Annotated in this window: 25 protein-coding genes; 8 read left to right on the top strand and 17 right to left on the bottom strand. The window is 65.6% G+C overall.

The window, feature by feature from the left end:
• Nucleotides 1-303 precede the first annotated feature (303 nt).
• The 7 genes from speE to A39O_RS0129220 form a co-directional block, all read right to left on the bottom strand.
• Nucleotides 304-1191, bottom strand: a complete 888-nt coding sequence (speE, locus tag A39O_RS0129250; protein ID WP_020508202.1) for a polyamine aminopropyltransferase — start codon at nucleotides 1189-1191, stop codon at nucleotides 304-306.
• Between the two features lie 130 nt (nucleotides 1192-1321).
• Nucleotides 1322-1657, bottom strand: a complete 336-nt coding sequence (locus A39O_RS0129245; RefSeq protein WP_020508201.1) for an ArsR/SmtB family transcription factor — start codon at nucleotides 1655-1657, stop codon at nucleotides 1322-1324.
• Complete coding sequence (locus A39O_RS0129240; protein ID WP_020508200.1) at nucleotides 1657-2562, bottom strand: response regulator; 906 nt, start codon at nucleotides 2560-2562, stop codon at nucleotides 1657-1659. The genes A39O_RS0129245 and A39O_RS0129240 overlap by 1 nt, the downstream gene beginning before the upstream one ends.
• A gap of 173 nt (nucleotides 2563-2735) precedes the next feature.
• Nucleotides 2736-5111 carry an ATP-binding response regulator gene (locus tag A39O_RS0129235; protein ID WP_020508199.1) on the bottom strand — a complete coding sequence of 792 codons (2376 nt, stop codon included), beginning with the start codon at nucleotides 5109-5111 and terminating at the stop codon, nucleotides 2736-2738.
• Nucleotides 5112-5237: 126 nt separating this feature from the next.
• The gene (locus A39O_RS0129230) at nucleotides 5238-5702 is read right to left on the bottom strand and encodes a peroxiredoxin (RefSeq protein ID WP_026199833.1); all 465 of its coding nucleotides are present in this window, start codon (nucleotides 5700-5702) and stop codon (nucleotides 5238-5240) included.
• 157 nt (nucleotides 5703-5859) lie between these two features.
• On the bottom strand, nucleotides 5860-7209 hold the full coding sequence (locus A39O_RS0129225; protein WP_020508197.1) for an ATP-binding protein: 1350 nt from the start codon (nucleotides 7207-7209) through the stop codon (nucleotides 5860-5862).
• On the bottom strand, nucleotides 7206-7922 hold the full coding sequence (locus tag A39O_RS0129220; RefSeq protein WP_020508196.1) for a response regulator: 717 nt from the start codon (nucleotides 7920-7922) through the stop codon (nucleotides 7206-7208). The genes A39O_RS0129225 and A39O_RS0129220 overlap by 4 nt, the downstream gene beginning before the upstream one ends.
• Nucleotides 7923-8119: 197 nt before the next feature.
• On the opposite strand from A39O_RS0129220, the gene A39O_RS41955 reads away from it, so the two are divergent.
• Complete coding sequence (locus tag A39O_RS41955; RefSeq protein ID WP_020508195.1) at nucleotides 8120-8272, top strand: hypothetical protein; 153 nt, start codon at nucleotides 8120-8122, stop codon at nucleotides 8270-8272.
• Nucleotides 8273-8523: 251 nt separating this feature from the next.
• Here A39O_RS41955 and A39O_RS0129210 read toward each other — a convergent pair whose 3' ends face one another.
• Nucleotides 8524-8931: a DUF4332 domain-containing protein gene (locus A39O_RS0129210; protein WP_020508194.1), complete on the bottom strand. Its 408-nt coding sequence runs from the start codon at nucleotides 8929-8931 to the stop codon at nucleotides 8524-8526.
• 223 nt (nucleotides 8932-9154) lie between these two features.
• Here A39O_RS0129210 and A39O_RS0129200 point away from each other — a divergent pair, with 223 nt between their 5' ends.
• A complete protein-coding gene (locus A39O_RS0129200; protein WP_020508192.1) occupies nucleotides 9155-9766 on the top strand; it encodes a tetratricopeptide repeat protein in 612 nt (203 codons plus the stop codon).
• Nucleotides 9767-9896: 130 nt separating this feature from the next.
• On the opposite strand, the gene lpxD is transcribed toward A39O_RS0129200, so the two are convergent.
• Complete coding sequence (gene lpxD / locus A39O_RS0129195; protein ID WP_020508191.1) at nucleotides 9897-10976, bottom strand: UDP-3-O-(3-hydroxymyristoyl)glucosamine N-acyltransferase; 1080 nt, start codon at nucleotides 10974-10976, stop codon at nucleotides 9897-9899.
• Between the two features lie 282 nt (nucleotides 10977-11258).
• Nucleotides 11259-11852, bottom strand: coding sequence for a class I SAM-dependent methyltransferase (locus tag A39O_RS0129190; protein ID WP_020508190.1), 594 nt, complete (start codon nucleotides 11850-11852; stop codon nucleotides 11259-11261).
• Nucleotides 11853-12100: 248 nt separating this feature from the next.
• Here A39O_RS0129190 and A39O_RS35750 point away from each other — a divergent pair, with 248 nt between their 5' ends.
• The 4 genes from A39O_RS35750 (at nucleotide 12101) to hypE (ending at nucleotide 15956) form a co-directional block, all read left to right on the top strand.
• Nucleotides 12101-13321, top strand: a complete 1221-nt coding sequence (locus A39O_RS35750) for a nickel-dependent hydrogenase large subunit (protein ID WP_020508189.1) — start codon at nucleotides 12101-12103, stop codon at nucleotides 13319-13321.
• 22 nt (nucleotides 13322-13343) lie between these two features.
• Entirely contained in the window at nucleotides 13344-13616 is a 273-nt protein-coding gene (locus A39O_RS0129180) for a HypC/HybG/HupF family hydrogenase formation chaperone (RefSeq protein WP_020508188.1), read from the top strand.
• Nucleotides 13613-14737: a hydrogenase formation protein HypD gene (hypD, locus tag A39O_RS0129175; protein ID WP_020508187.1), complete on the top strand. Its 1125-nt coding sequence runs from the start codon at nucleotides 13613-13615 to the stop codon at nucleotides 14735-14737. The genes A39O_RS0129180 and hypD overlap by 4 nt, the downstream gene beginning before the upstream one ends.
• A gap of 172 nt (nucleotides 14738-14909) precedes the next feature.
• The gene (gene hypE / locus A39O_RS0129170) at nucleotides 14910-15956 is read left to right on the top strand and encodes a hydrogenase expression/formation protein HypE (RefSeq protein ID WP_020508186.1); all 1047 of its coding nucleotides are present in this window, start codon (nucleotides 14910-14912) and stop codon (nucleotides 15954-15956) included.
• A gap of 4 nt (nucleotides 15957-15960) precedes the next feature.
• Here hypE and A39O_RS0129165 read toward each other — a convergent pair whose 3' ends face one another.
• Complete coding sequence (locus tag A39O_RS0129165) at nucleotides 15961-17043, bottom strand: adenylate/guanylate cyclase domain-containing protein (RefSeq protein WP_020508185.1); 1083 nt, start codon at nucleotides 17041-17043, stop codon at nucleotides 15961-15963.
• A 165-nt stretch (nucleotides 17044-17208) separates the two neighbouring features.
• Here A39O_RS0129165 and A39O_RS0129160 point away from each other — a divergent pair, with 165 nt between their 5' ends.
• Complete coding sequence (locus A39O_RS0129160; RefSeq protein WP_157640511.1) at nucleotides 17209-17748, top strand: hypothetical protein; 540 nt, start codon at nucleotides 17209-17211, stop codon at nucleotides 17746-17748.
• Nucleotides 17749-18085: 337 nt separating this feature from the next.
• Here the strand turns inward: A39O_RS0129160 and rpmG are convergent, their stop codons facing one another.
• Entirely contained in the window at nucleotides 18086-18253 is a 168-nt protein-coding gene (gene rpmG, locus A39O_RS0129150) for a 50S ribosomal protein L33 (protein WP_005222974.1), read from the bottom strand.
• A 12-nt stretch (nucleotides 18254-18265) separates the two neighbouring features.
• Complete coding sequence (rpmB, locus tag A39O_RS0129145) at nucleotides 18266-18502, bottom strand: 50S ribosomal protein L28 (RefSeq protein WP_020508182.1); 237 nt, start codon at nucleotides 18500-18502, stop codon at nucleotides 18266-18268.
• Between the two features lie 602 nt (nucleotides 18503-19104).
• Between rpmB and A39O_RS35745 the strand changes: the two genes are divergently transcribed.
• Nucleotides 19105-20856 carry a putative bifunctional diguanylate cyclase/phosphodiesterase gene (locus A39O_RS35745; RefSeq protein ID WP_020508180.1) on the top strand — a complete coding sequence of 584 codons (1752 nt, stop codon included), beginning with the start codon at nucleotides 19105-19107 and terminating at the stop codon, nucleotides 20854-20856.
• On the opposite strand, the gene A39O_RS37280 is transcribed toward A39O_RS35745, so the two are convergent.
• From A39O_RS37280 to A39O_RS0129115, 4 genes are all read right to left on the bottom strand, one after another.
• Nucleotides 20853-21773: a CorA family divalent cation transporter gene (locus A39O_RS37280; RefSeq protein WP_020508179.1), complete on the bottom strand. Its 921-nt coding sequence runs from the start codon at nucleotides 21771-21773 to the stop codon at nucleotides 20853-20855. The two genes, A39O_RS35745 and A39O_RS37280, sit on opposite strands and share 4 nt — an antisense overlap.
• A gap of 143 nt (nucleotides 21774-21916) precedes the next feature.
• Nucleotides 21917-22360, bottom strand: a complete 444-nt coding sequence (locus tag A39O_RS41400) for a hypothetical protein (RefSeq protein WP_020508178.1) — start codon at nucleotides 22358-22360, stop codon at nucleotides 21917-21919.
• Between the two features lie 58 nt (nucleotides 22361-22418).
• Entirely contained in the window at nucleotides 22419-23006 is a 588-nt protein-coding gene (locus A39O_RS0129120) for a PqiC family protein (RefSeq protein WP_020508177.1), read from the bottom strand.
• The gene (locus A39O_RS0129115) at nucleotides 23006-23620 is read right to left on the bottom strand and encodes an MlaD/PqiB family protein (protein ID WP_020508176.1); all 615 of its coding nucleotides are present in this window, start codon (nucleotides 23618-23620) and stop codon (nucleotides 23006-23008) included. The genes A39O_RS0129120 and A39O_RS0129115 overlap by 1 nt, the downstream gene beginning before the upstream one ends.
• Nucleotides 23621-23882: the final 262 nt, after the last annotated feature.

Here is a 23882-nt window from a genome sequence, read left to right as displayed (position 1 = left end):
CTCCGGTCGAGTCGCCCCGGTCGGCGAGCCGGCGTGATACGAACTACTGCGGAAATCGCCTAGCAGCCTGTCGGACTTAGCCCCTAGGATTAGGGTATGAGTCAACATAAAGGCTTTTGTTGCTCCACAATCTAACGTAAGGTGATTTCCGCGAAAAATCCAACCCGTAGGAGCCCGCTTGCGGGCGACGGGTGGGGCACAATGACGCGATTCCGGCAGGTCACGTCGCCCGCAAGCGGGCTCCTACGGAGCTTGATTCTTGACAGCGTCTTATTCGGAAATCGCCTAAAGTCCGACAGGCTGCTAGGCCCCCGCGGTCCGGACGGTCTGCAACGCGGCGGTCAGGGCGCGGCGGAAAAACTCGGGTTGCGCCAGTGCGGCCTGATGAATCTCGGCATTGTAGTACTGGGTGTCGAAGGACTTGGCGCGCACATCGGCAACGCGCACCGCGTCCAGGGCGCGGTCGCCCTTGCCGGCCAGGGTGGCGGTCATCCAGCCGGAGGGGTAGACGGCCTGGGGGAAGAACAGCGACCGGGAGTCACCAAAGCCGGCACCGCGCATGGCGATGTGCATGTCGGTGAGGATATGCATGTGATAGAGGGGCGACTCGCTCTGCTGCACCAGGATGCCGCCCTGATCGAGCGCGCGCGCGCAGTCCGCATAGAAATCGGCGGTGAAGAGCCCGACGGCGGGTCCCACGGGGTCGGTGCTGTCGACGATGATGAGGTCGAGGCTGCCGGGCGGGGCCTCCTGAATCCAGCGGATGCCGTCCTCGAAGAGCAGCCGTGCCCGCGGGTCTTCGTTGGACGCGGTGAGTTCGGGAAAGAAACACTCGGCGGCCAGGGTGACGCCCTCGTCGATGTCGATCTGCACGACCGTCTCGACGCCGTCGTGCTTGAGTACCTCGCGCAGGGTGCCGCAATCGCCGCCGCCGATGATACACACCCGCCGCGGATTGGGGTGGGTGAAGAGGGCGGGATGGGACATCATCTCGTGGTAGAGAAAGTTGTCGCGACTGGTGAGCATGACGAAGCCGTCGATCACCATCAGATTGCCGAAGCCCGCGGTGGCGTAAACCTCGATCAACTGGTAGGGCGTCTGCTCCTCATGGAGCTTCTCGGTGACCTTGAGTGAGAAGGCTGAACCCTCGTCCTCGACGACTTCGGTAAACCACTCGTTGGGTTCGAACATGGCGCACTTCCTTTATGGATGAAGCAGACGGCTGGTGAAACGGCTGCGCTATTATGAAGAAGGGCCGGGCGGCTGGACAAGCCGGGGAAACCCCAGATCGCACGCGCCGCCGACCCGGTCCGCGGCACCGCTAGCGGGGAAACCGGTCGTCCAGATTGGCCGGACACAGGACCTCGCGCATGATGCCGATGAGGTCCAGCAGTTGGGTGTTGCGGATGCGGTAGAAGATGCGGTTCGCCTCCTTGCGCGCGACCACGATGTTCTTGTTGCGCAGTTGCTCCAGATGCTGGGAGATGTTGCTCTGGGAGGTTCCGGTGCGCTCCACGATCTCACCCACCGACAGTTCGTTCTCCCCCAGCGAGCACAGGATTTTCCAGCGCAGGGGATGGGCCATGGCCTTGAGGGCATTGGCGGTCAGCGCGGTCTTTTCGTCCTCCCGCTGGTCCGTATTGGGCAGGTCGCTCATCATCGATCCTCCTCCGGCATGTGAGATACACTGCACGGGTAAGTTGTCGCGGGGTCGGTAGCGTCGCCGGGCTCGACCCGCACATAGCCGGTCATATCCTTAGCGATGCAGATGATATCGCTGATTGCCCCCGCCGTGTTTCTGACCGCGGTGCGCGCGAACAGGATCGGCACCCGCCGACCATCGCGCGCGATGAAGCGTGCCTCGATCTTGCTCAGCGCCCCGGTGCGGATCAGGGCCTCCAGCCAGGTGCCGAGGAAAGCTCCGGCCTGTTCGTCGCCCTCCTCCTCGAAGATGTCGCCGATCGACATGCCGATCAAGTCGGCTTGCGGGTAACCGAGCATACGGCACGCGGCCGGGTTCGTCATGGTGATGGTGCCGCCGGGTTCCAGCACCAGGAGGGCCTCGCCCATGTGGGTGATGATGTTCTCGAGATACTGCCGGGCCGCGGCCAGCTCGGCGGTGCGTTCGGCCACCCGCTGCTCCAGCACCCGATTGAGTCCGCGCTCCTTCTCGATCAGCCGGAAATAGGTGCTGATCTTGTTGATCAGCAACTGATCGTCGATAGGCTTGAGCAGGTAGTCCACGGCCCCGACCGCAAACCCGCGCCGCTGGAATTCCTCGGATTTGAAGGCGGCGGTCAGGAAAATAATCGGGATATCCCGGGTGCGTTTGCGTAACTTGAGCAGGGACGCGGTTTGAAAACCGTCCATCCCCGGCATCTGCACATCCAGGATGATGAGGTCGATGTCCGGGTGGCTATGGGTGAGGTCGATCGCCTGTTGGCCGGAAGTGGCCTCGATCACGGCGACATCCATGTGCGCCTCGATCAAGGTCCTCAGCGTAAACAGGTTGTGCGCATGATCATCGACGATGAGCAGCTTGAATCCAGCGTAACCATTCATAGACTGTGATGACAGGGTGGGTCCGGATAGGCATGGCCGCCATTCTCAGGCGACTCACGGGAACAACATCCCGACCGCGCACGCCGGCAAGATCCGTGGGGCTTTGTCGGGGCGATCGTCGGGGCGACTTCAGTCGCCCCCACACCTCGGTAAATCCTTGCCCGCAAATCTCCTCAACCCGGATTTCGGCGGACGCGCCCAAAGGCCAGCAGCCCCGTCATGACCGTCCGCAGCCCGGCGGCATCGACCGGTTTGGGGAGCACGGCAATCGCCCCCGCGGCCAGACAGGCGTCGCGCAGACGCTCGATCACTACTGGATTCGCCGTTTCGGTCATGACCGCCACGGCGGTCCCGTAAACACGATGATGTTTCAGTAGCGTCGTGATCGTATCACAGGTCTCCCGCTCCGACACCAACGCGGAGAGGATCACCAGCAGACAGCCCGCTGGTTCCTCCTGCAGGGTCTCCAGCGCCTCGTCCAGGTCCGCCGCGGTCTGCACCGCAAGCCCACTGGCACCGATGAGTCCCGACAGGTGGACCAGGGTCGGGACGTCACGATCGACGATCAGCACCCAATGCCCGGGGTTGTCCCGACTTGGTTGGTTCAGGGGTTCGTCCAGGACCGGCAGCAGGAGGCGCTCGGGCTCGGCGGACTCCTCCTCCACGGGTTCGCCGCCCGGCAGGGCGAGCGGCAACAGCAAGGTGAAGACGGCGCCGGCCCCGAGATCGCTGTGCACCTCGATCCGGGCACCCAGCAGCTTGGCCAGTTCGCGGCTGATGGAGAGGCCGAGACCGGTGCCGCCGTAGCGTCGACGGGTGGATCCGTCGGCCTGCTGGAAGGCCTCGAAGATGATGGCCTGCTTGTCTTTGGGGATGCCGATACCGGTGTCGGCCACGCTGATCGCCAGCGGGCGCACCGGGTCCGCACAGGCCTGCAGACTCAGGGTGACGCGGCCCTGGTCGGTGAATTTGATCGCGTTGGCGAGGAAGTTTTTGAGAATCTGCCGCAGCTTTTCCCGATCGGTCGAGATGCGGGCCGGCGCGGCGGGGTCGATCCGCACTTCGATCGCCACCGGCTTGTCGCCGATCAGGGGAGCGACCAGTTCCACGATATCCGTCAGCAGCGGCGGCAGGTCCACCACGTCCAGGGTCACCGGCACATGGCCCGCTTCGATCCGTGAGATGTCCAGAATATTGTCGATCATGGTCCGCAGGTCCGTGCCGGCCTCATGAATGACCTGCGCCTGACGGCACTGACTTGCGGTGAGACCACTGGATTCTGCCGCCAGCATCTTCGAGAGCAGCAGGATGGAGTTCAGCGGGGTGCGCAGTTCATGACTCACATTGGCCAGGAACTCCGATTTGTAGCGGTTGGAGCGCTCCAGCGCCTGGGTGTGCTCGCGGGCGACGCGCAGATGTTCCGCATGGGTTTCCGCCAGGGCGGTCAACTGCTCCCCGAGTTCCCGGACCTCCTTGGGGCCACGCCAACTGAAGCGCAGCGGCGGTCCGTCGTGCAGAATCTGACCAATGCCGCCGGTCAGCGCCTGGCTGAAGCGCTCGGCCCGGTGGGCGATCCAGCGCGCCAGGAACATGACCACCAGCACCAGCACGAGGATGATCGAGAGGACTCTGAGAATCAGTGCATTGCGAAACTCGTCCATGGGTGAGGGATCGACCGCACGCCCCACCCAGAGGGGCCGGCCGTCCTCGGTGGCAAACATCGGCACCCACAGGAGCTGGCCGCCGCGCGGGCCTTTCCACAGTGCCAGGGTGCCTTCCGCAAAGATCGCTTCGAGCCCCGGAAACGCCTGGAAGGCCTCCGGCGGCGTCACGCCGGGTTCACCGCGGGCGGACGGGGCCGCGGCCGGCTGACCGGGGCGCAGATAGGTGCCGTCCTGGTTGACCCAGAGGGTATCGCGGTAGAACTGGGCCAGGCCGCCCACGTCGATGCCCATCACCACCACCCCCTGCGGCGGCTCCTTGCTGCCGCCGATCGGGCTCGCCAAACTGAGTGTCATGAGTTGTCGCGGGTCGGCCGCGCCGCCGACCGGATCGACCCGGATGCGGCTCACGATCACCGCTCCGGGGGCCAGTTGCAACCCCGCGGTGAGGAAATCGCCGGCCGGCACCAGCGGCGGCTGCGCCGTCGGCCGCCACTCCTGCGAGCGCGGATCGCGGGTCAGCCAGAACCGCTCCTCGCCCTGCGCGTCGACGAACAGCAACTGGGTGATATCCCGCTGATCCGCGAGGATCTGATTGACCCAGGCGGTGTAACGGGCGCGCGCCAGATCGATCTCGTCGGCCGCGCCCTGTTCCCCGAGGATCAAGCCCGGCTCCGGCAGCTTCGAGAGCAGGCGGATCATCTCATGGCGGCTGGCCAGATGCTGATCCAGATCGCGAAAATCGGCGCGCAGGTTTTGCAGATAGGCGCGCTGATAGAACAGTGCCGTGCGGTCCAGCACCAGCGGCAGATTGATCATCACCGCCAGCATCAGGGGCATCAACCCGAAGACGAGCAGGAACACCAGGATGTAGACGCGCAGCTTCACGTTCGATGCAAGACGACCACGGAGATCACAGGGGAAAGCCGGACGAGACGATCGCCCTGTACTGCGCGCCGGCCGCCGCGGCCTCCCCTGTGTCCTCTGTGGCAAGTCATCCGCTGTCCTCCTGAATTAAAGCGCCTGCACCAGGCTTAGCACCTGGGCCGCGTGCCCCTTGGGCTTCACGTCATGGATGGCATGACGGATGACCCCTTGTTTGTCGACGATGAAGGTGGAACGCACGATACCCATGCGCCGCTCCCCATGCGCCTCCTTCTCCCGCCATACCCCGTAGGCTTCACAGGTCTCGCCGTCGGGGTCGGCAAGCAGCTTGACGGTCAGTCCGTACTTGTCCCGAAAGGCACCATGGCTGGTGCAGGTGTCACGGCTGATCCCGATCAGCTCGGTCTGGGCCGCGTCGAATTCCGACTGCAGGTCAGTAAATTCCAGCGCCTCCATGGTACAACCCGGAGTGTCATCTTTCGGATAGAAGTAGATAACAAGGTTGCGCCGGCCGATCAGGCCCTCCAGATTGACTCGCTCCATATCCGCGTCGGGTAGAGAAAAGTCAGGTGCCTTGTCGCCAGGCTGAAGCATGGGGTCTCGCTCCGATGGTAGTGTTATAAGCCTTCTTAACCTGATATCCGGACAGACGCTTGGGTAGGGGCGGGTTTTAAACCCGCCCCTACGTCCGGCGATCACGTCCGACGGCTCTATAGCCGCCCGCGGAATTTAGGCAGACCCAGGCCCCACGTCAACTATGACGCATCGCGGATTCGGTCCGCGGGTCCGGCGCCTCGAGCGCGGGCAGGTGAACACTGGCCACGGTCCCGCCGCCGCGGCGCAGCCCCAGGCGTAACTCGATCTGATTGGCGATCGCGAGCTGACGCGCCACCGCCAGCCCCAGACCGCTACCGCCGGTCGCGCGGTTACGCGAGTGCTCGATGCGATAGTAGGGACGAAACACCGCCTCCCGCTCGGACTCGGGGATACCTGGACCCCGATCGAGGAGCGAAATCACGGGCGCCGGCAGGCGGCAGTCCAGGCGGATCTCCACCTGCTCCTGACTGTAGCGTAGCGCGTTTTCCAACAGGTTCCCCAGGATGCGGCGCAACGCCAGGATATCCACCGGGTAGTGGCATGGCGGGGGCTGCGGCCAGGACACGCGCGGCTGATCCGCGGCCAGATCGGTGATCAGCTCGACCAGGTCCACCAGCGCGCGGCCGCCGGTACCGACGTTACGGGCAAAATCGACCGCCTGGGTGATGAGCGCGTTCATCTCGTCGGTGTCCCGCTCCATCCGCGCGATCAGGTCCGGCGAGGCGTCCGCCGGCAGCATGGCGATCGCCAGCCGCAACCGGGTCAGCGGCGTGCGCAAATCATGCGAGATACCGGCCAGGAGCACGGTGCGGTTGGCCAACAGATCCCGCACTTGCTGGCTCATCTCATTGAACTGATGCGCCAGATTGGCCAGTTCAGCGGGGCCGGTCTCGGCCAGCGGATTGGGCGAGCGCCCCGCGGCGACCTCCGATGCCGCGGCGGCGAGCCGGTTCAGGGGCTGGGTCACGCGACGCGCCAGGATGGCCGCACTCACCAACACCAGCAGCACCGCCAACGCGGCGATCACCGACAGTCCTTCCAGCGGGCGGGTGCCCAGCCGTTCCCGCGGGAATCCGGTCCAGATGGTGTGGCCGTCGACGTCCAGGGCCACCCAGAACCAGCGCTCCCCATTGGCCACGCTGGTCACCACCTCCACGGGGCGGCCCAGACGCGCCGCCATCGCCTGTTCGAGCCGTGCGACATAGGGAAAGAAAAAAGCACTTGGGGCGACGACGGGGGCCTCATCCGCAAGCCGCAAGGCATAGTCCTGAGCAAGCCGCTCGCGGTAATCGTCACGCAACCCCGGCGGCAACTGGACGAGGGTGCGCGCCGCCAGCACCATGATGCCGGCAAGATCGGCGGCGGAGCGCTGCGAGACCGGCGCCAGCGCGAAGTGGATGACGATGAAGAGGGTCGCGCCGGCAAAGAGGCCGAAGGTGCCGATCAGGGTCAACAGCGCCCGACCGAACAGGGATGCCGGTACCAGTCGCCAAGATCGACTCATGCTTCTCCGGCGGAGGTGAAAATGTAGCCTTTACCCCAGACGGTCCGGATATAGCGGGGGTGCTTGGTGTCGGGCTCGATCTTGGCACGCAGGCGCGCGATCTGCACGTCGATGCTGCGGTCGAACGGCGAACGCTCGTAGCCTTTGATCTGATCGAGCAGATGATCGCGATCGACGACCCGGTCGGCGTGTGCAATCAATACCCGCAACAGGTCGAACTCGCCGCCGGTCAGGACCACCAACTCGCCGTCACGCCGCAACTCACGCAGATTCAGGTCCAGCCGATAGGGGCCGAAGGCCAGGAGGTCCGCGGAACCGCTCGCGTCGGTCGACTCCGCGGGCGCGCGCCGCCGCAGGACGGCGCGGATGCGGGCCAGCAACTCGCGCGGATTGAACGGCTTGGGGATGTAGTCATCAGCGCCGACCTCCAGCCCGACGATGCGGTCGACATCGTCCCCGCGCGCCGAGAGCATGATGATGGGAAGGTCACCCTGAGCGCGCAGGCGCCGTGCCAGGGTCAGCCCGTCCTCGCCCGGGAGCATCAGGTCGAGGATCACCAGATCGGCCTCATGCCCCGCCAGCCAGTCGTCCATGGCCACCCCATTGCCGACGCCCACCACCACGAAACCCTCCCGCGCGAGATAGTCTCCCAGCAGGGCGCGCAAGGCAGCGTCGTCATCGACGACCAGAATCCGTGTGTGATGTTCAGTCATGACCCGAACGTTGCGAATTCGCAACGTATTATCTTTGTTACAATCTGTTACAATATTAGCGAATATCGAAATACCTAGTCTACATTTATCGTGCAGACTATGCGTTAAGAGAGCCTGGCACTGGGCGTCCGCGGCGGCGCGAGTCCATGGCGATTGGAGTAGTACCCTACGCAACGGCAGTATTTGGAGGCGTGATCATGAGCTTCGACGCATTCACCATTACCGGCATCCTGGCGGCCATCCTGAGCGGTGGTTTCCTGATCGGACTGGTTTCCCGCAACGACACCAGCGGGCGCCACTTTGAGCGCCACGGCGAGCCCGGGACGGCCTCCGCCGAATCCCGTTCCTGATTCTCCCAGGGCTCGACCCACGGGGCCATCCCGAGGTCGCGCCCCCGGCGATTTCCAGGCAGCAAGCCTTTTCGGCCGCAACGACAGATCCTGTCGTAGCGGTCTTTTTTATGCGGCGGCGCTCACCGCGGCCGCTTGCCGGGAACCGGCATTTTCCACCGTCGGCGGTCTGGGCACGGGGTCAGGCGCCGCGCCGGCCCGCCGGCGCACGCCTCGCACGGGACGCGCGACCGCGGCGGCAGGCATGAACCTCAGTAGGTCAGCATGGCCGGGAGGGACTTGGCCTGACTCACCCAGTTCTGGACCATGGGCTGGGTCGGCGGCTTGGTGGTCAGGCGGTCGCGATCGTTGGTCTCGGCGATCTTGGCAAACAGGTGGTCCGCACGCCGCGTGGCGAGTTCCTTGACGGTGTCCACGCCGGCAATTTCCAGCAGGTCCGAGTAGACGCCGGAAATACCGCGGATTCGTGCCAGATCGGCCCGGTTGGCAAGATGCAGGATGTCGGCACTCTCGCATCCGCAGAAGCTCGCCAATTCCTTGCGCTGCGCGGGCGTGGCCGCGGCCTTGACCAATTGCTCGTTGTCCTTGATACCCCGCTCGGCCAATTTATCGACGATGTCGTCGGCCGCTCCCTCAAGGTCTCGTACAGGGGTCGTCATAGAATGTGCTCCGGATGGTCAGGACGGGACGGCAGTAGCGAGGCCGTCCCAGGCTTCGTAAGGTTGCGCGGCATGATAGGCCAAGTCCAGGGGGGACGCGAGGATGCAAGGTGACCGCGGCATCAAACTCACCCGACGGGCCGGAATCAGGGCATGATTGACAGCAGCACCGGCGGCATCCAGCATCCGCCGCCCCCTTCTCACCCGAGGTTACATCACCGCCATGCCGACCCTGCGCCCCTTCCACTGGTTGCTTGCCCTCGTTTTTCTGGCTTTCTACGGCTTCGCGGTCTTCGCCGTCACCCGCGATTACTATATCCGCCACCCTATCCGGCCGACGGTTGCTCAGCTTCCGCCCGGCGCCGCACGCGTGCCGGCCGGACACCCGGCGGCCGCAACTCCGGTCCGCGACGCCGTGGACGCGATCCCGACGCGCATCACCGAGACCAATCCGGACCTGCTGCGGCAGCGCGCCACGACCCTGTTCGAAGAACGCCGCTTCGCCCAGGCGATCCCGGTCTACCGGCGCATCCTTGAACTGGCGGCCAACGACGTCGAGACCCAGAACGACCTGGGGCTCGCCCTGTATTACACCGGTGACGGTGCGGGGGCGCTGGAGGTCCTGCGTACCGGGGCCCAGACCGACCCCACCGCGCCGCGGATTTGGCTGACCCTGGGATTTGTCGCGCTGCAAACCGGCGACCCCGCCCAGGCCCGCGAGGCGCTGGGCCGCGCGCGCGACCTGGGAGCCGACACGCCGATCGGCACCGAGGCCGTCCGTCTGCTCGGCCTGGCCGAGGAGGCCCAGAAGAAAGGGGCGGATGCACCTAAATAGGGCGTTATCGGCGTCAAACGCCATGTGGGAGCGGCCTCCGGCCGCGACAGGAGGTCGCACACTGCCGCAGAGTCGCAGTTTACCGCGGCCTCGCATCGCGGCCGGAGGCCGCTCCCACGAGGGATTCTGGTCAGGCCGGTTGGTTACCTCGCACGGAACCGCCCTCCAGGTCGTCGAGCCGCTGCCGCAGGGTGTCCAAATCCTGCTGCTGACGCTTGAACTGCTTGAGCAACTCCGGCAACTGGCGCAACGACGCCAGTTCGCGCAGCGTCTCCTTCATCGGTCGGGCCGGGGTGCCGAACACCGCGGCGCCCGCGGGCACGTCTTTGGTCACCCCGGACTGACCGCCGATGCGCGCCCCCGCCCCCACCTTCACGTGGTCCGAGACCGCGACCTGGCCGGCGATCACGGCCCCGGTGCCGATCGTGCTGCTGCCCGCGACCCCGGCCTGGCTGACCAAAATCACATGGGCGCCGATGTCCGTGTTATGCGCGATCTGCACCAGATTATCGATCTTGGTGCCGCGACGGATCCGGGTCTCCCCCAGGGTGGCGCGGTCCACGCAGCAATTGCAGCCGATGTCCACGTCGTCCTCGATGAGCACACGCCCGAGTTGGGGGACCTTGCGGTGACCCTCCCCGTCCCACTGGAAACCAAAGCCATCGCCGCCGATCACGCTGCCGGAGTGCACCGTGCAGCGCTCCCCCAGCCGGCTGTCTCGATGCACGGTCGCGTTGGCTTCGATCACGGAATCCGCCCCAATGATCACGCCCGGCCCCAGATAGACCCCCGGACCAATGGTACAGCGCTCGCCCAACCGCACTCCGGCGGCAATCACCGCGCAGGCGCCAACCGCCGCCCCGGCCCCCAGCACCGCGCTACGGTCGATCACCGCGCTGGGATGGATGCCCTGCACCTCGGAGACCGGCAGGAAGGACTCGGCCAGCAGAAAGAAACTCGCGCGCGGCTCCGCAACCCGGATCAGCGCTGGTCCGGTGACGGCCGGAAAGCTGTCATGGACCAACACGGCGGCGGCGCGGCTGCCCTGCACCGCTTGCGCTTGCTCCAGCCCCTCGGCGAAACAAAGGTCGGTCTGTCCGGCCATCTCCAGGGTATTCACCCCCCGGATCTGCTTGGGCTCGCAGGCCGGCAACGTCACTGGCACCGGGATATTGAGCCGAGCGTAGAGTTGGGGCAAGTCAAGGACCATAGACATTCCTGAAAGCGGTGAGTGGGGGCGATCGGTGGGAGCGGATGACGACCAGCCAACCGGCCGCCGGTTCGGGAAAGATGACCGCAACTGTAGGCCAATGCAAGGTCGAGCCGCGCAGCAATCCCAAATTTAGGCGGCGGCGCGCGACCCCATGGTGGATGCGGCGCGCGCGACTGACGTGCCGGGTCCCTGACACCGAGCGGCGCGCCTTATCCACCCTACAGCCGAGCCGGTTTTTTAGGGTGGATAAGCGCAGCGCATACACCATCAACCGCGCTGCTAGTCTCCCCGCTGCGCCATCCCCACCGTGTAATGGGCACCCTGCTTGAGCTTGTCGTAATTGCCGAACACCTCCTTGAGATTGCGCTTCATGAACTCACGCAAGCCGTTGATGGTGACAACATAGAGTCGACCGCCCGGCCGCAACCGGGCCTGCGCATCGTGGAGCAGAATGGCCAGGAGTTCCTTCCCGACCTTGGCGGGGATATTGCTGGCGATCCGATCGAAACGCAGATCGGCAGGCACCTGATCAAAGCCGTTGCTGAGCAGGGCGCGGGCGTTGCCGAGCCGATTGCGGCGGGCATTGCGTTCGGCGAAGTCCACGGCAATGAAGTCCTTGTCGACCATCAACGTTTGTCCCTGGGGTGCCAGGACGGCGAGAGCGACCCCGATGGCGCCGTAGCCGCATCCCAGGTCCAGACAATCAGCGGCCGGGCCGACCTCGATGTGGTCGAGCAACAGGCGAGTCCCCTCATCGATCGCCCGCGGGGAAAACAGCCCCCAGGTGCTCTCAAAGCGCAGCGTGCGGCCGGCGACCTCGGCTGCGAAGTCGATGGGATCGCGCAGGCGGTCCACTTGTTCCTTGGTGAGCATAGGGTTGCACTCGAGTTGCGAGAGTTCGGCAGGGTAGCCTTCGGACGTGATAACCGGACGTAGGGGCGGGTTTCAAACCCGCCCCTACACGAACGTCTGTCTGGATATCAGGTCCGAACGCTATATAGCCGGGTTGACGGGCGGATATTCTAGCCGGGGGTTGCGGTACACTCACGGGAATTCCAGTCGCCGCCCGCGCGGTCCGCACGCACCGCCCCAACCTGCCGCCACCTCCGAATGATGCCCCGATGACAGACCCCGCCGGTAAGCTCCACATCACGCTCGACGCGGCGGCGGTGACCATCACCTCGACCCGACCGGTCCGGGCGGCGAAGGTCTTCGTCGGCCGGGACGTCGCCGATACCGTCCGGCTGCTGCCGGTCCTGTTCAACATCTGCGGCACCGCCCAGTCGGCCGCCGCCGCCGCAGCCATCGAGCAGGCGCTCGGGCTGGCCGCCGATCACCGGATTGCCGAGCTGCGACAGCAGCTGGTGGATACGGAGACGCTGCGCGAACACCTCTGGCGCATCCTGCTGGATTGGCCAAAATTTCTGGGCAGCGACCCCGACGCCGCCGCCATGACCCAGGCGATGCGGCTGACGATCACGCGGCGGACCGCGCTCACCGCCGGATCTGCTGCATTGGCGCCGGGCGCGAGCGCCGCCGCCCCTGACCAACCGGCCGCCGGGCAGGCCCGTGAGGACCTCGCCGCCCTGTGCACCGAGCGCCTCTTCGGTGTCACACCCGCCGCTTGGCGCACGCGGGTCGACCGGCTGGACACCCTGGCGGCCTGGGCCGCGAGCACCGACACGGTTGCGGCCCGACTGGTCCGGCAGGTCATCGCCGCGGGCCAGGCCGGATACGGGCAATGCGCGGTCAGCGCCCTGCCCGACCTGAACGCGGCGGACCTGGACCGGCACCTGGGCGACGACGCGGCGACCACCGATGACTTCGTCGCCCGACCCGTCTGGGCGGCGCAGCCGCGGGAAACCAGCCCCTTGACCCGACAACAGGATCAACCGCTGGTGCGCAACCTGGCCACCGACTTCGACAATGGGCTGCTGCCGCGGCTCGCCGCTCAACTCACCGAGGTCGCACGCCTCCTGAGCGACACCCCAGTGCCGGGCGCGCCGCCCACAGCCGCCGCATTGGCCCCCGGCCTGGGGCTCTCCCAGGTCCAGGCGGCACGCGGTCTGCTTGTCCATCGCGTGCACATCCGCGATGGACGCATCATTGCCTACGCCATCCTGGCGCCGACCGAATGGAACTTTCATCCCCGCGGGGTCGTGGCGGCCGGACTCCGGCAGATCCTGCGGCAGCACGGCGTCGACCACATTGCACCCCTGGTGCGGCTCTTCATCGCCGCCGTAGACCCCTGCGTCGACTACGCCCTGGACCTCCCCGGCAGCGAGCGTTCACTCCCGAACCTGGGCGATGCCCGCAACGCCGGGCCCAACTCCGAATTCTGAAATCGATCGAGGTGTCGCCGTTATGTGTCTCGCCATCCCAGCCCGCATCACCGCTATCGATCCGACCGGAGAGACGGCCACGGTCGCCCTGGGCGCGGTGAGCAAAGACTGCTCGCTCGCGCTGATCGAAGACGCCGCGGTCGGTGACTATGTACTGATCCATGTCGGCTATGCGCTCAACCGCATCAGCGCGGAGGAGGCCAGGCAAACCCTGGACCTGATGCGTGAGATGGGGGTGCTCGACGACCTGCACGAAGCGCCGCCCACCGCCGACCAATCCGGTCTAACTCTATGAAATATGTCGACGAGTTCCGCGACGAACACCTGGCACGGGGACTGGCCGAGGCCATTGGTGCCGCGGCCGGACCCGACCGGGAGTACCGTCTCATGGAGTTCTGCGGCGGCCACACCCATGCCATTTTCCGTTATGGCGTGCAGGACCTGATGCCGCCCAATGTGCGCTTCATCCATGGCCCGGGCTGCCCGGTTTGTGTGCTGCCGATGGCGCGCATCGACCACGCCATCGCGCTGGCGGCGCAGCACCGGGTAACCCTGTGTACCTATGCCGACCTGATGCGCGTTCCGGCCAGCGAGCGGCAGAGCCTGCTCAAGGCCAAGGCGGCCGGAGCCGACATCCGTATGGTCTATTCCACCCAGGACGCCCTGCGCATCGCCCGCGCCGATCCGGCGCGCCAGGTGGTCTTTTTCGCCATCGGCTTCGAAACCACCACCCCGCCCACCGCGGTCGCGGCCAAGACCGCCCGCGCCGAGGGCCTCACCAATTTTTCGATCTTCTGCAACCACGTCCTGACGCCACCCGCCCTGCGCACCATCCTGGCGACCGCGGGTCCGGACGGCGTCCAACTCGACGGCATCCTGGGTCCCTCGCATGTCAGTTCCGTCATCGGCAGCCAGCCCTACGCGTTCGTTCCCTCGGAGTTCAGCAAGCCCTTGGTGATCGCCGGCTTCGAGCCCCTGGACGTGATGCAGTCGGCCCTGCTGCTGATCCGCCAGATCAATGAGGGCCGTTGCGCGGTCGAGAATCAATATACCCGCGCCGTGACCGCGGACGGCAACCGCAAGGCCCAGGCGCTGATGGCCGAGGTCTTCACCACCCGTGACACCTTCGAGTGGCGCGGCCTGGGCTTCCTGCCGCACAGTGCGCTGCGGCTGGCCGACGCCTACGCGGACCTGGACGCCGAACAGCGCTTTCCGGTCGACGTGGGCCCGGTGCGGGAGGTCAAGGGCTGCGAGTGCCCGGCCATTCTGCGCGGGGTCAAGGAGCCCACCGACTGCAAGCTCTTCGGCACCGTCTGCACCCCGGACAACCCCATGGGGTCCTGTATGGTGTCCTCCGAGGGCGCCTGCGCCGCATACTGGAGCTACGGGCGCTTCCGTGGGCCGCGGGCGGCGTAGCCGTCCCGGATCTGGTCGTTGTCGTTGTCGTAATCGAAACCCGATCGACATCGGGCAGTTCGGGGCCAACGTGAGTCGCTTGTCCGATTACGATTACGACAACGACAACGACAACGATCAAAGGACTTGTTTCGCTGATCACTGAACGCAAGCAAACGCAACTAACCAACAGATGAACACCGATCGCCGCTTTCCTGTTCGACTGGATCTCAAGCACGGCACGGTCGACATGAGCCACGGTGCCGGCGGGCGGGCCATGGCCCAACTGATCGCCGAGGTCTTCCTGGTCCACCTCGACAATGACCTGCTGCGTCAGGGCAATGACCAGGCGTTATTCAGTCCGCCGCCTGGACGCCTGGTGATCAGCACCGACGGCCATGTGGTCGCGCCGCTGTTCTTCCCCGGCGGCGACATCGGCTGCCTGTCCGTCCACGGCACCATCAACGATGTGGCCATGGCCGGGGCTCGGCCGCTCTATCTGGCCGCCGGGTTCATCCTGGAGGAAGGGTATCCGCTCAAGGATTTGGTGCGGATCGTGGAGAGCATGGCGGCAGCCGCCAACGCCGCCGGGGTTCCGGTCGTCACCGGCGACACCAAGGTGGTGGAGCGCGGCAAGGGCGATGGCGTCTTCATCACCACCACCGGGGTCGGTGTCGTCCCGGAGGGAGTGAGCCTCTCCGGCGACCAGGCGCGGCCCGGCGACGCCATCCTGGTCAGCGGCAGTCTCGGCGACCACGGGGTCGCCATTCTGTCCAAGCGCGAGAACCTGGGATTCGAGGTGGAGATCCGCTCCGATACCGCCGCGCTGCACACCCTGGTTGCCGCCATGGTGGCAGCGGTCCCGGATCTGCATTGCCTGCGCGATCCCACCCGCGGCGGGCTCGCCACCACCCTGAACGAACTGGCTCACCAGTCCGGGGTCGGTATGCGTATCCGCGAAAGCGCGATCCCGATTCGACCGGAAGTGTCCGCCGCCTGCGAGTTACTCGGACTCGATCCACTCTATGTGGCCAATGAGGGTAAGCTGATCGCGATCTGCCCGGCCGAGCGGGCGGCGGACCTGCTGGCCGTGATGCGCGCCCACCCGCTCGGCGCCGCGGCGAGCCGGATCGGCGAGGTGGTTGCGGACCCGCACCGTTTCGTGCAAATGGAGACGCGCTTCGGCGGCAGCCGCATCGTCGATTGGCTGGCCGGGGAGCAGTTGCCGCGGATCTGCTGATCGATCACCGCCCCCAAAGCGTTTTATCCACGAACTGCTTAACCTGTAGATGGGCTGGGGTATCCAGGTTGGTGAACTGGAGACTGGTCTGAAACCGGCCGGCGCAACGTTCCACGCGGATGACCCGCGCGTAGATCCGACCGACCGGCTCACCATGCAGCAGCGGAGCAAGGTCGGTCGCGACCTCATCGCCGCACCCCAGGCAGTGATCCAGTTCGATCAGGAAGCCGTTGTAACCCAGGTCCAGTGCGCGCCCCGCCAGCGGTTCCAACAGGATGCGCTTGTCCACCATCCGGTTCAGAACCAACGGAAAATCGACCCGGATCCGCGGGGAGCGCCGCACTTCCACCCGCGGGACCACCAACCGCTGCGGATGCTTGACCGAATGCAGTTCGTACATGATCACCGGATCAGCCTTGCCCTTCACCTGCACCGCGTTGATCGCGCCGACCTCGATGTGTTCGCGGGCGCCGGCGTGACTGGATTCGCTGAGCAGGATCTGGCCACGCAGACTGAAGGCTTCCATGCGCGCGACCGTGTTCACGGTATCCCCGATGACGGTGTACTCACTATGCTGACGGGAACCAAAGCTGCCCGCCATCACCTCCCCGGTGTTCACGGCAATGCCGACGAAGAGGTTGGGCTCGCCGCGCGTCGCGGAGTCCTGGTTGATCCTCGCCATGGCCTGCTGCATCTCCACGGCGCAGGCCAGGGCGCGCAACAGGTCATCCGGCTGACGTTCGGGCGCGCCGAACAGGGCCATGACCGAGTCCCCCATGAACTTATCGATCACGCCCCGGTGGCGTTTGATGACCCGCCCCATCTCCGAAAAATAGCGATTCAGCAGATCGATGACGGTGCGCGTGGGCAGCCGCTCGGTCATCGCCGTGAAACCGCGGATGTCGGCGAGGAGGATCGTCGCCTTGACCCCGGTGATCGGCTGGGATTCCAACAGAAAGTGATCCAGCATTGCGTCGAGGCGCTGGCGAAACAACGCGCTTGAGGCCTCCGGCATCGGGTTGCCGCAGGCGTCCGCGACAATCCGTTCAACCTCGGCGAGAAACTGATCGCGGTTTTGATGTTGCACGGGTATTGGACCTGAAGGCGCTGTCAGCTATCAGCGATCTGTTAAGAATGGCACACTATGCAGAACGCGCACGCGACGGGGTTGGCGATTCGCTGCCATAATGAACCGCCGATGACCATGAGCGACCCGGCGCGGCATCACTTCAAACAGTATCCGAGGCCAACCATGTCGAGCCAACCAGCGGCTTGCGTCTCCACTATCGGTTTGCGACGCCGGGTTCGTCTACCCTGGCTGATCGCGTCACTGCTGGGGGGGCTGTGCATCGGCCTGGGCCCACTGAGTGCGGGCGAAAGCCGTATCGAACTGCGCGACGGCAGCGTCATCGGCGGGGAAGTCATCGCGGTCGGGGATGGCGTGTACCGGGTGCGCAGCGCCAGCCTGGGTGAGATTCAGGTGCGCGAATCCGACGTGCTGGCGATCCGTCCGGGTGGGTCGGGAACACCCGCGGCGGCGGCCACGGAAACCGGCAACCAGGGTAGCGCGTTCGCGGCCGTCCAGCAGCAACTGCTGGGCAACCCCCAAACCATGGATGCGATTTCCCGCCTGCAGGGCGACGCTGATGTGACAGCCGCCCTCACCGACCCGGAATTCATGCGCCTGATCACGGCCGGCGATGTCGACAAACTGCGCACCGACCCGCGCTTCCAGCGACTGATGGAGAATCCGGCGATTCAGGCGATCGTCGAGCAGGTCTTGGGGCAATAGCCACCGACTCTACAACAAGTGAAACACAAACCCAATCGTTGTCGTTGTCGTTGTCGTAATCGAAGAAACGATTCACGTTGGGCATGAGCGGCCCAAATGCTGCTCCGGCAACGCGCGGAAGGCGAGACGACGCGCGGCGAGAGAATCGTTGTGGGTTTCACGAATATCGATTACGACAACGACAACGACAACGACAACGACACCTGCGGATGACTCACGAATGCCGCGGGCGTAGGCGTTGATCCAGCGGAGCCGGCCCGAGCGTGCTTGACGCGCGGCCGGCCGCAACCAGTTACAGCGGGATCTTGGTCGCGCGGCAAGGCACCGCGCGGAAGACTTACTTGATCTTGCCTTCCTTATACATGACATGCTGCCGCACGACGGGATCGAATTTCTTGATCTCCATCTTGCCGGGCTGGTTGCGCTTGTTCTTGGTGGTCGTATAGAAATGACCGGTACCGGCGCTGGAATTCAGGCGGATTTTTTCACGCGCTGCCTTAGCCATGGACTTTACCCCTTAAACCTGTTCACCGCGGGCGCGCATGTCGCCCAAAACGGCATCGATGCCGCGCTTATCGATGACCCGCATCCCGCTGCTGGTCAAACGCAGCCTGACCCAGCGCTGCTCGCTCTCGACCCAATATCTGTGGTAATGCAGATTGGGCAGGAAGCGGCGCTTGGTCTTGTTGTTGGCGTGCGAGACTTTGTGGCCGCTGATGGGCCGCTTACCGGTGACCTGACATACCCGAGACATGACGAAAACCCTTGCTCTGTTCTAAAACTCGACAACGCAAAGTGCGTGAAAAAGAAGCGGGAGTGTAACACGCGGGGAGGGTCGGCGCAAGCCGACGAATTCGTTGGCAGTAGATACAACGATGGGCAGCAACAATCAGCATGGATCTGTCGGCGGGGCTGATGGTGGATGCGCTGCGCTTATCCACCCTACGAAACCGGCCCTGCTGTAGGGTGGATAAGGCGCGCCGCAGGGTGTTGGAGAGCCGGCACGTCGGCCGTGCGCGCCGCATCCACCAGGGGTCGCGCAAGGCTCTCAAATGTCGAGGATCGTCCTTAGCCTCAGGGTTCCGGTGCGGACAGCTCACGCGCGACGCGCGCCGGAATCGCCGCGCGCTCATGGGTCAGAAAGTCCGGGTCCGTGCGGCTCTGCCGGAGCAGCGCGAGCAATTGCGCGCGGGCGAGCCGCTCGGCAGGGTCTCAGGGCTTGGGTTCTTGTTCGTTCTCCACGTTGAAGCCGAACCACACTGCGGCGTGATCCGGTAGCTTCTTTACCGCCGATCGCCTAAGCTGATTGCCGATTGAGCCCCCTGTCGTAACCCCGCCCCCTGACCTGCCACCACGATGCACGCGGACCCGCCTCTCCTTGCCCCGCATCAGTGCGACGCGCCGAGCACGCTCGCGACGCAGACCCCGACCCTAAGCGAGCCACACCTGAAAGTGCTGCTGCAAAGCGCCCCGGTCGGTATTTTTCTGCTGGTCGAACGGGTGTTCATGGAGGTGAACGACCGTCTCTGCGAACTGACCGGGTACCCGCGCGCGTCACTCCTGGGCCAGTCCACGCGGATGTTTTTCGCCACCGAGGCGGAGTTTCTGCGCGTCGGTCAGGAGATCTATCCCCGGCTCACCCTGGAGCGTAGCGCGGAATTTGAAGTTCGCATCCGCCGCCGCGACGGCCAGTTCATCGACGCCCTGCTCACCTGTGCCGCGGTCGATCGCAGCGACCTCTCACGGGGCGTCGTGTCGACGCTACGCGACGTCACTCAGCTCAAGCAGTCCCAGGAACGGCTGGCTTTCCTCGCCCACCACGACGCCCTGACCGGGTTGCCCAACCGCGTCCTGCTGCAGGACCGCCTGGCCCACGCCATCCGCCGCGCGCGGCGCGACGCGAGCCGGCTGGCCCTGCTGTTCGTCGACCTCGACGGGTTCAAGGAAATCAACGATACCCTGGGCCATGCGGTCGGCGACCAGGTGCTGGTGGTGGCGGCCGAGCGACTGGGCGCGCGCCTGCGCGCCGCGGACACCCTGGCCAGGCATGGCGGGGACGAGTTCCTGATCCTCCTGGACGGCGAGACTGACGCGACCGGGGCGGCCAGGGCGGCCGACGCCTGTTTGCGTGTGCTGACCAAACCGATCCAGATCGATGCGCATGCGATCCACATCTCCGCGAGCATCGGGATCGCGCTGCACCCGAGCGACGGGGCCGACGTCGAGACCCTGCTGCAGAGCGCCGATCTGGCCATGTACCGCGCCAAGGAACGGGGACGCGGTCAGTATCAATTTCATGCCCCGGCGATGACCGCTGCCGTACAGGAGCAGCACACGCTCGAGACGGCGCTGCGCGGCGCCCTGGCGCGCGACGAACTCACCCTGCACTACCAGCCTCAAGTCGAACTCGCCGACGGCCGGCTGTGCGGCGTCGAGGCGCTGGCACGCTGGACCCATCCGCAGTTGGGGATCATCCCGCCCGCGCGGTTCATCCCCATCGCCGAGCGGATCGGGCTGATCAGCGAGATCGGCGACTGGGTCCTGGCGCACGCCTGCCGTCAGTTGGCCGACTGGCGCCGGGCCGGGCTCACAGTCCCCGTGATCGCCGTCAACGTCGCGGTCCAGCAACTCGAACGGGCGACCCTGCTGACGGCGGTGCGCCGCGTGCTGGATGACACCGGGATCAGCCCCGGCGACCTGGAATTGGAAGTCACCGAGTCCGTCATCATGGGTGATCGACCGCGCGTCATCACCGCCTTGAGCGACCTGCGCGCCCTGGGTATCCGCCTGACGGTGGACGATTTCGGCACCGGCTCCAGCGCCTTGGGGCGCCTCAACCGCGTCCCCATCGATCGACTCAAGGTTCCCGGTTCCTTTATCCGCGACATCGGCCGCGGCCCCCGCGAAGAGGCCATCACCCGCGCCATCATCGGCCTGGGGCGCGACCTGGGACTCGAAGTCCTGGCGCTCGGCGTCGAGCGCGAGGTCCAGTCGGACATCCTGCGCGCCGCCGGCTGCCGCTACGCTCAGGGCTACCTCTTCGGCCCGCCCATGGACGCCGCGTCCCTGGGCCTTCATCTGCCCCATTGGCTGATGGCGACGGGCTAGTAACGTAAACGCCGCCGCAGGATCACCCAGGCCAGCAGCGCGATCAGGATCGACAACCCACTGACGATCCAGAAACCCCAGGGATCATGCTCCTCCGGGATCCCGGCGACATTCATCCCGAGCAGACCGGACATGAAGGTCAGCGGCAAAAACACCGTTGCCACGATCGTCAGATTGAGGCTGGCACGGGTCATGGTCGTCGCCCGTTGCGCATCGATATGGTCCTCCAGCATCTGAATTCGGGCACGGCAGTCCTCCAGGCTGGCGAGATACCGGGTCACGTGATTGGCCGATCGGATCAGTGTCTCGCGATCATCGGCATCGAGAGGCAGGGCCGGGTCGGTCGCCAGCGGCGCCAGGATCTGTTGAACCGAGGTCAACTGGCGGCGGGTGCGAAAGAGCCGGCGCCGCAACGCGATCATGGTGTCGGGCGCGGGGTCGCAGCCACGGTCCAGCATGGCATCCTCGGTCGCGTCCGTATCCTGGGTGAGGTCGAAGATGGTGATCTCCATGCGCTTGGTCATCGCGGAGACCATGACAGCCAGAAAGTCCACCGGTGTGACGAGATCCCGGCCGGAGCGCAATGACCGCCGCAACTCGGCGACCGCCGCCACTTCGCCCAACCGCACCGTGAACACCTGGGACTTGCCGATCAGCAATTTCAGATCAGTGAGTTGGTCGATCAGGTCGGCCTCGGCGGTCGCCCTCGCCTTGAGACCCAGAAACAAGCCGTCGACCAGATGTTCGCGTCGACTGAAGCGCACCGGTTCGAGCAGTAATGCCCGGGTTTGCTCATCGAGGTCCGGGCAATCAGTCAGCCAGGCGTGCTCCGCCGCGTCGGCAATATCGATATCGATCCATCGCATCTCCTGGCGATCCGGAGCGTCTGCATCACCAAACTTGGTTACGATCGGCATGGCACTGATACCTGAAAAGCTCCGGGTGTAGGACGGCTTAGTAACGCGTCAAGAACAAGTTAAACACAATCGTTGTCGTTGTCGTTGTCTTTGTCGTAATCGGATTCGGATTCGGATTCGGACTCGGATAAGCGACTGTGTAGTCATGTAATCTGCGGGCGGTCTTGATCATTGTTCCGTCCGCCATACGGGCGTCCCGCACTGGAGGTCGAGGCTTTACCGGACGAGGGACGTCCAGGCACCCGCTGCGCTGAAAAGGCCCGCAGCAGATGCGCCGCTTCCGCGATCGATGGTGCAATCCGTTCGATCGGGATGGGGGCGGGTTGCACCGACGAAGGGGCCGCTGCAACGGACGGCGGCTGGGTGGTCGTCACTTGAGGGAGAGACTCACCCGCCCGGACCCGCGCGGACATCGAACAGGCGCAGATCAGCAGCCAGCCGAGCGTCAGCGCAAGCCGCCCAAAGCCGGCCGCGCAGCGCCGCGGCGGGTCGGACAGCCGCCCGGCCCAGGCCGGCGAGACCGCGAGCGGGTCCGGGCCACACCTGGATCCGGCCGACCGGCGCACGATCAAGCGTGTTGGCTGCATAGGCCGTATCCGATGAAGCATAAGGACCGTGGAAGGACGAGGCGACGCACGTGGACGATCAGCGAGGCGCGGCCTCCAGTGACCGCACGGCCTCGGCAATGTCCTCGCTCAAACGTGCCACGGCCCGACTGTGGGCCGCCGCAACGGCCGGGTAGCCCGACTCACGCAGTGGCTCACGGACCCGCGTGCGCCCGGTCAGGGACTTCCCATCCGCGGTCCGGCGCACCACCCATACCGCCTCGAAAGCGACCGCTTCGCCCGGTGTCGAGTCGAGCCGCTGCACCTCGATCAGCGCGCGGTATTGGACGTCCGCGGTCGCCGTCTGGGCGGCCTGAGTGACCCGATCAGTCCCCAGCATGAGCACCAGATTCTCCGCCACCGCGCGCGCGATCTCGCTCTTGAGCGGCGAGGCCCAGCGGTTGAACTCGTCGATGCGCACCTGGTTGGGGCCGTCGGCAAGGACCATCTCCGGACGATCGACCGACTCGGGGACGGACACCGGACCCACGGACACCGACCGGCCGGACGGGGGCGCCGCGGGCGCGCTCGCCGCGCTCAGGGTATAGAAACGCGCCGGCGGCGAGGCGCAGCCGGCCGCGAGTAACGCAATCAGTCCGGCGCTGACAAGGGCGGATTGGCGGGGCATCAGGGACTCTTCTCGGTCTTGCCGCGGATCAGGGAGGCGGGCTGGCGCTCCAGATAGTCGCTGAGCCCCCGCACGGCCCGCGCCGCCCCGGCGATCTCTTCCAGGGCATTGCGCAGTTGGAGCTGGCCTGGGGCATCCTCCCCCAGGAGGGTGGCATCCGTGCTGTTGATCAGGCGATCGGCCGAGTCGAGGGCGCGCCGCAGGTCCGCGACCGTCGACACCAGTTCGGGCGTGAGCCCGGTGTCGATGCGATTGACCGCCTTGTTGACGTCCTTGAACGTCTTGTCGAGTGACTCGATCACCTTCTTGAGATCGGCACCGATCGCTTTGAAAGGCAGTGCGTCGATCTTGGCGAGGATCGCCGTCACCTTCGCCTCCAGGTCCGGCACGGTACTCGGCACCGTGGGGATCGCCGGTAGTGCTTGCGTCCAGTCGACGTCCGGCTTGCCGGCATCCGGAAAGAAGTCGAGTGCGACGAATAACTGGCCCGTGAGCAGGCTGCCGCTGCGCAGCTGGGCGCGCAGCCCCCGCTCCTCGACCAACCGCTTGAAGAGTGCATGGGTGGCCTGCTCGCTCTGCGCAGCCCTGAAGCATGACCGCGTGACCGCAGTCACGGCGCGGGCTGGTGGGGATTAACGAAAGTTAATGTTCGCACAAGGGGGTAGACACCGCGGCGGGCTTGCGGCAGGATTACGGTTAGGGTAATCGGTCTGCGCCGGGGGTGTTGATGGATACGCTGAGTCCAGGAGCCTGGGTCCACTGCGGTCGCGTGTTCAGCGCCGAGGAGATTGCCGGCATCCGCCAGACGGTGGCGTGGCTGCCGCGGTTGGGGCGGCGGGAGTTGGCGGCGACGCTGTGCGAACACTTGCAGTGGTA

Source organism: Lamprocystis purpurea DSM 4197 (genome assembly GCF_000379525.1).
In the GTDB taxonomy this organism is placed as follows: domain Bacteria; phylum Pseudomonadota; class Gammaproteobacteria; order Chromatiales; family Chromatiaceae; genus Thiodictyon; species Thiodictyon purpureum.
This window is presented reverse-complemented; position numbering and strand designations above follow the sequence as displayed.

Bases quoted from the DNA above. Each gene is read 5' to 3' on its own strand.
- A39O_RS0129190 (WP_020508190.1), bottom strand. From the start codon at position 11,852: ATGCTCACCAAGGAACAAGTGGACCGCCTGCGCGATCCCATCGACTTC.
- hypD (WP_020508187.1), top strand. From the start codon at position 13,613: ATGAAATATGTCGACGAGTTCCGCGACGAACACCTGGCACGGGGACTG.
- A39O_RS0129120 (WP_020508177.1), bottom strand. From the start codon at position 23,006: ATGCCCCGCCAATCCGCCCTTGTCAGCGCCGGACTGATTGCGTTACTC.
- A39O_RS35750 (WP_020508189.1), top strand. From the start codon at position 12,101: ATGACAGACCCCGCCGGTAAGCTCCACATCACGCTCGACGCGGCGGCG.
- A39O_RS0129160 (WP_157640511.1), top strand. From the start codon at position 17,209: ATGTCGAGCCAACCAGCGGCTTGCGTCTCCACTATCGGTTTGCGACGC.
- A39O_RS0129210 (WP_020508194.1), bottom strand. From the start codon at position 8,931: ATGACGACCCCTGTACGAGACCTTGAGGGAGCGGCCGACGACATCGTC.
- rpmB (WP_020508182.1), bottom strand. From the start codon at position 18,502: ATGTCTCGGGTATGTCAGGTCACCGGTAAGCGGCCCATCAGCGGCCAC.
- A39O_RS35745 (WP_020508180.1), top strand. From the start codon at position 19,105: ATGCACGCGGACCCGCCTCTCCTTGCCCCGCATCAGTGCGACGCGCCG.
- A39O_RS37280 (WP_020508179.1), bottom strand. From the start codon at position 21,773: ATGCCGATCGTAACCAAGTTTGGTGATGCAGACGCTCCGGATCGCCAG.
- A39O_RS0129245 (WP_020508201.1), bottom strand. From the start codon at position 1,657: ATGAGCGACCTGCCCAATACGGACCAGCGGGAGGACGAAAAGACCGCG.
- A39O_RS0129220 (WP_020508196.1), bottom strand. From the start codon at position 7,922: ATGACTGAACATCACACACGGATTCTGGTCGTCGATGACGACGCTGCC.
- speE (WP_020508202.1), bottom strand. From the start codon at position 1,191: ATGTTCGAACCCAACGAGTGGTTTACCGAAGTCGTCGAGGACGAGGGT.
- A39O_RS0129200 (WP_020508192.1), top strand. From the start codon at position 9,155: ATGCCGACCCTGCGCCCCTTCCACTGGTTGCTTGCCCTCGTTTTTCTG.
- A39O_RS41400 (WP_020508178.1), bottom strand. From the start codon at position 22,360: ATGCAGCCAACACGCTTGATCGTGCGCCGGTCGGCCGGATCCAGGTGT.
- hypE (WP_020508186.1), top strand. From the start codon at position 14,910: ATGAACACCGATCGCCGCTTTCCTGTTCGACTGGATCTCAAGCACGGC.
- A39O_RS0129180 (WP_020508188.1), top strand. From the start codon at position 13,344: ATGTGTCTCGCCATCCCAGCCCGCATCACCGCTATCGATCCGACCGGA.
- A39O_RS0129230 (WP_026199833.1), bottom strand. From the start codon at position 5,702: ATGCTTCAGCCTGGCGACAAGGCACCTGACTTTTCTCTACCCGACGCG.
- A39O_RS0129240 (WP_020508200.1), bottom strand. From the start codon at position 2,562: ATGAATGGTTACGCTGGATTCAAGCTGCTCATCGTCGATGATCATGCG.
- A39O_RS41955 (WP_020508195.1), top strand. From the start codon at position 8,120: ATGAGCTTCGACGCATTCACCATTACCGGCATCCTGGCGGCCATCCTG.
- lpxD (WP_020508191.1), bottom strand. From the start codon at position 10,976: ATGGTCCTTGACTTGCCCCAACTCTACGCTCGGCTCAATATCCCGGTG.
- A39O_RS0129225 (WP_020508197.1), bottom strand. From the start codon at position 7,209: ATGAGTCGATCTTGGCGACTGGTACCGGCATCCCTGTTCGGTCGGGCG.
- rpmG (WP_005222974.1), bottom strand. From the start codon at position 18,253: ATGGCTAAGGCAGCGCGTGAAAAAATCCGCCTGAATTCCAGCGCCGGT.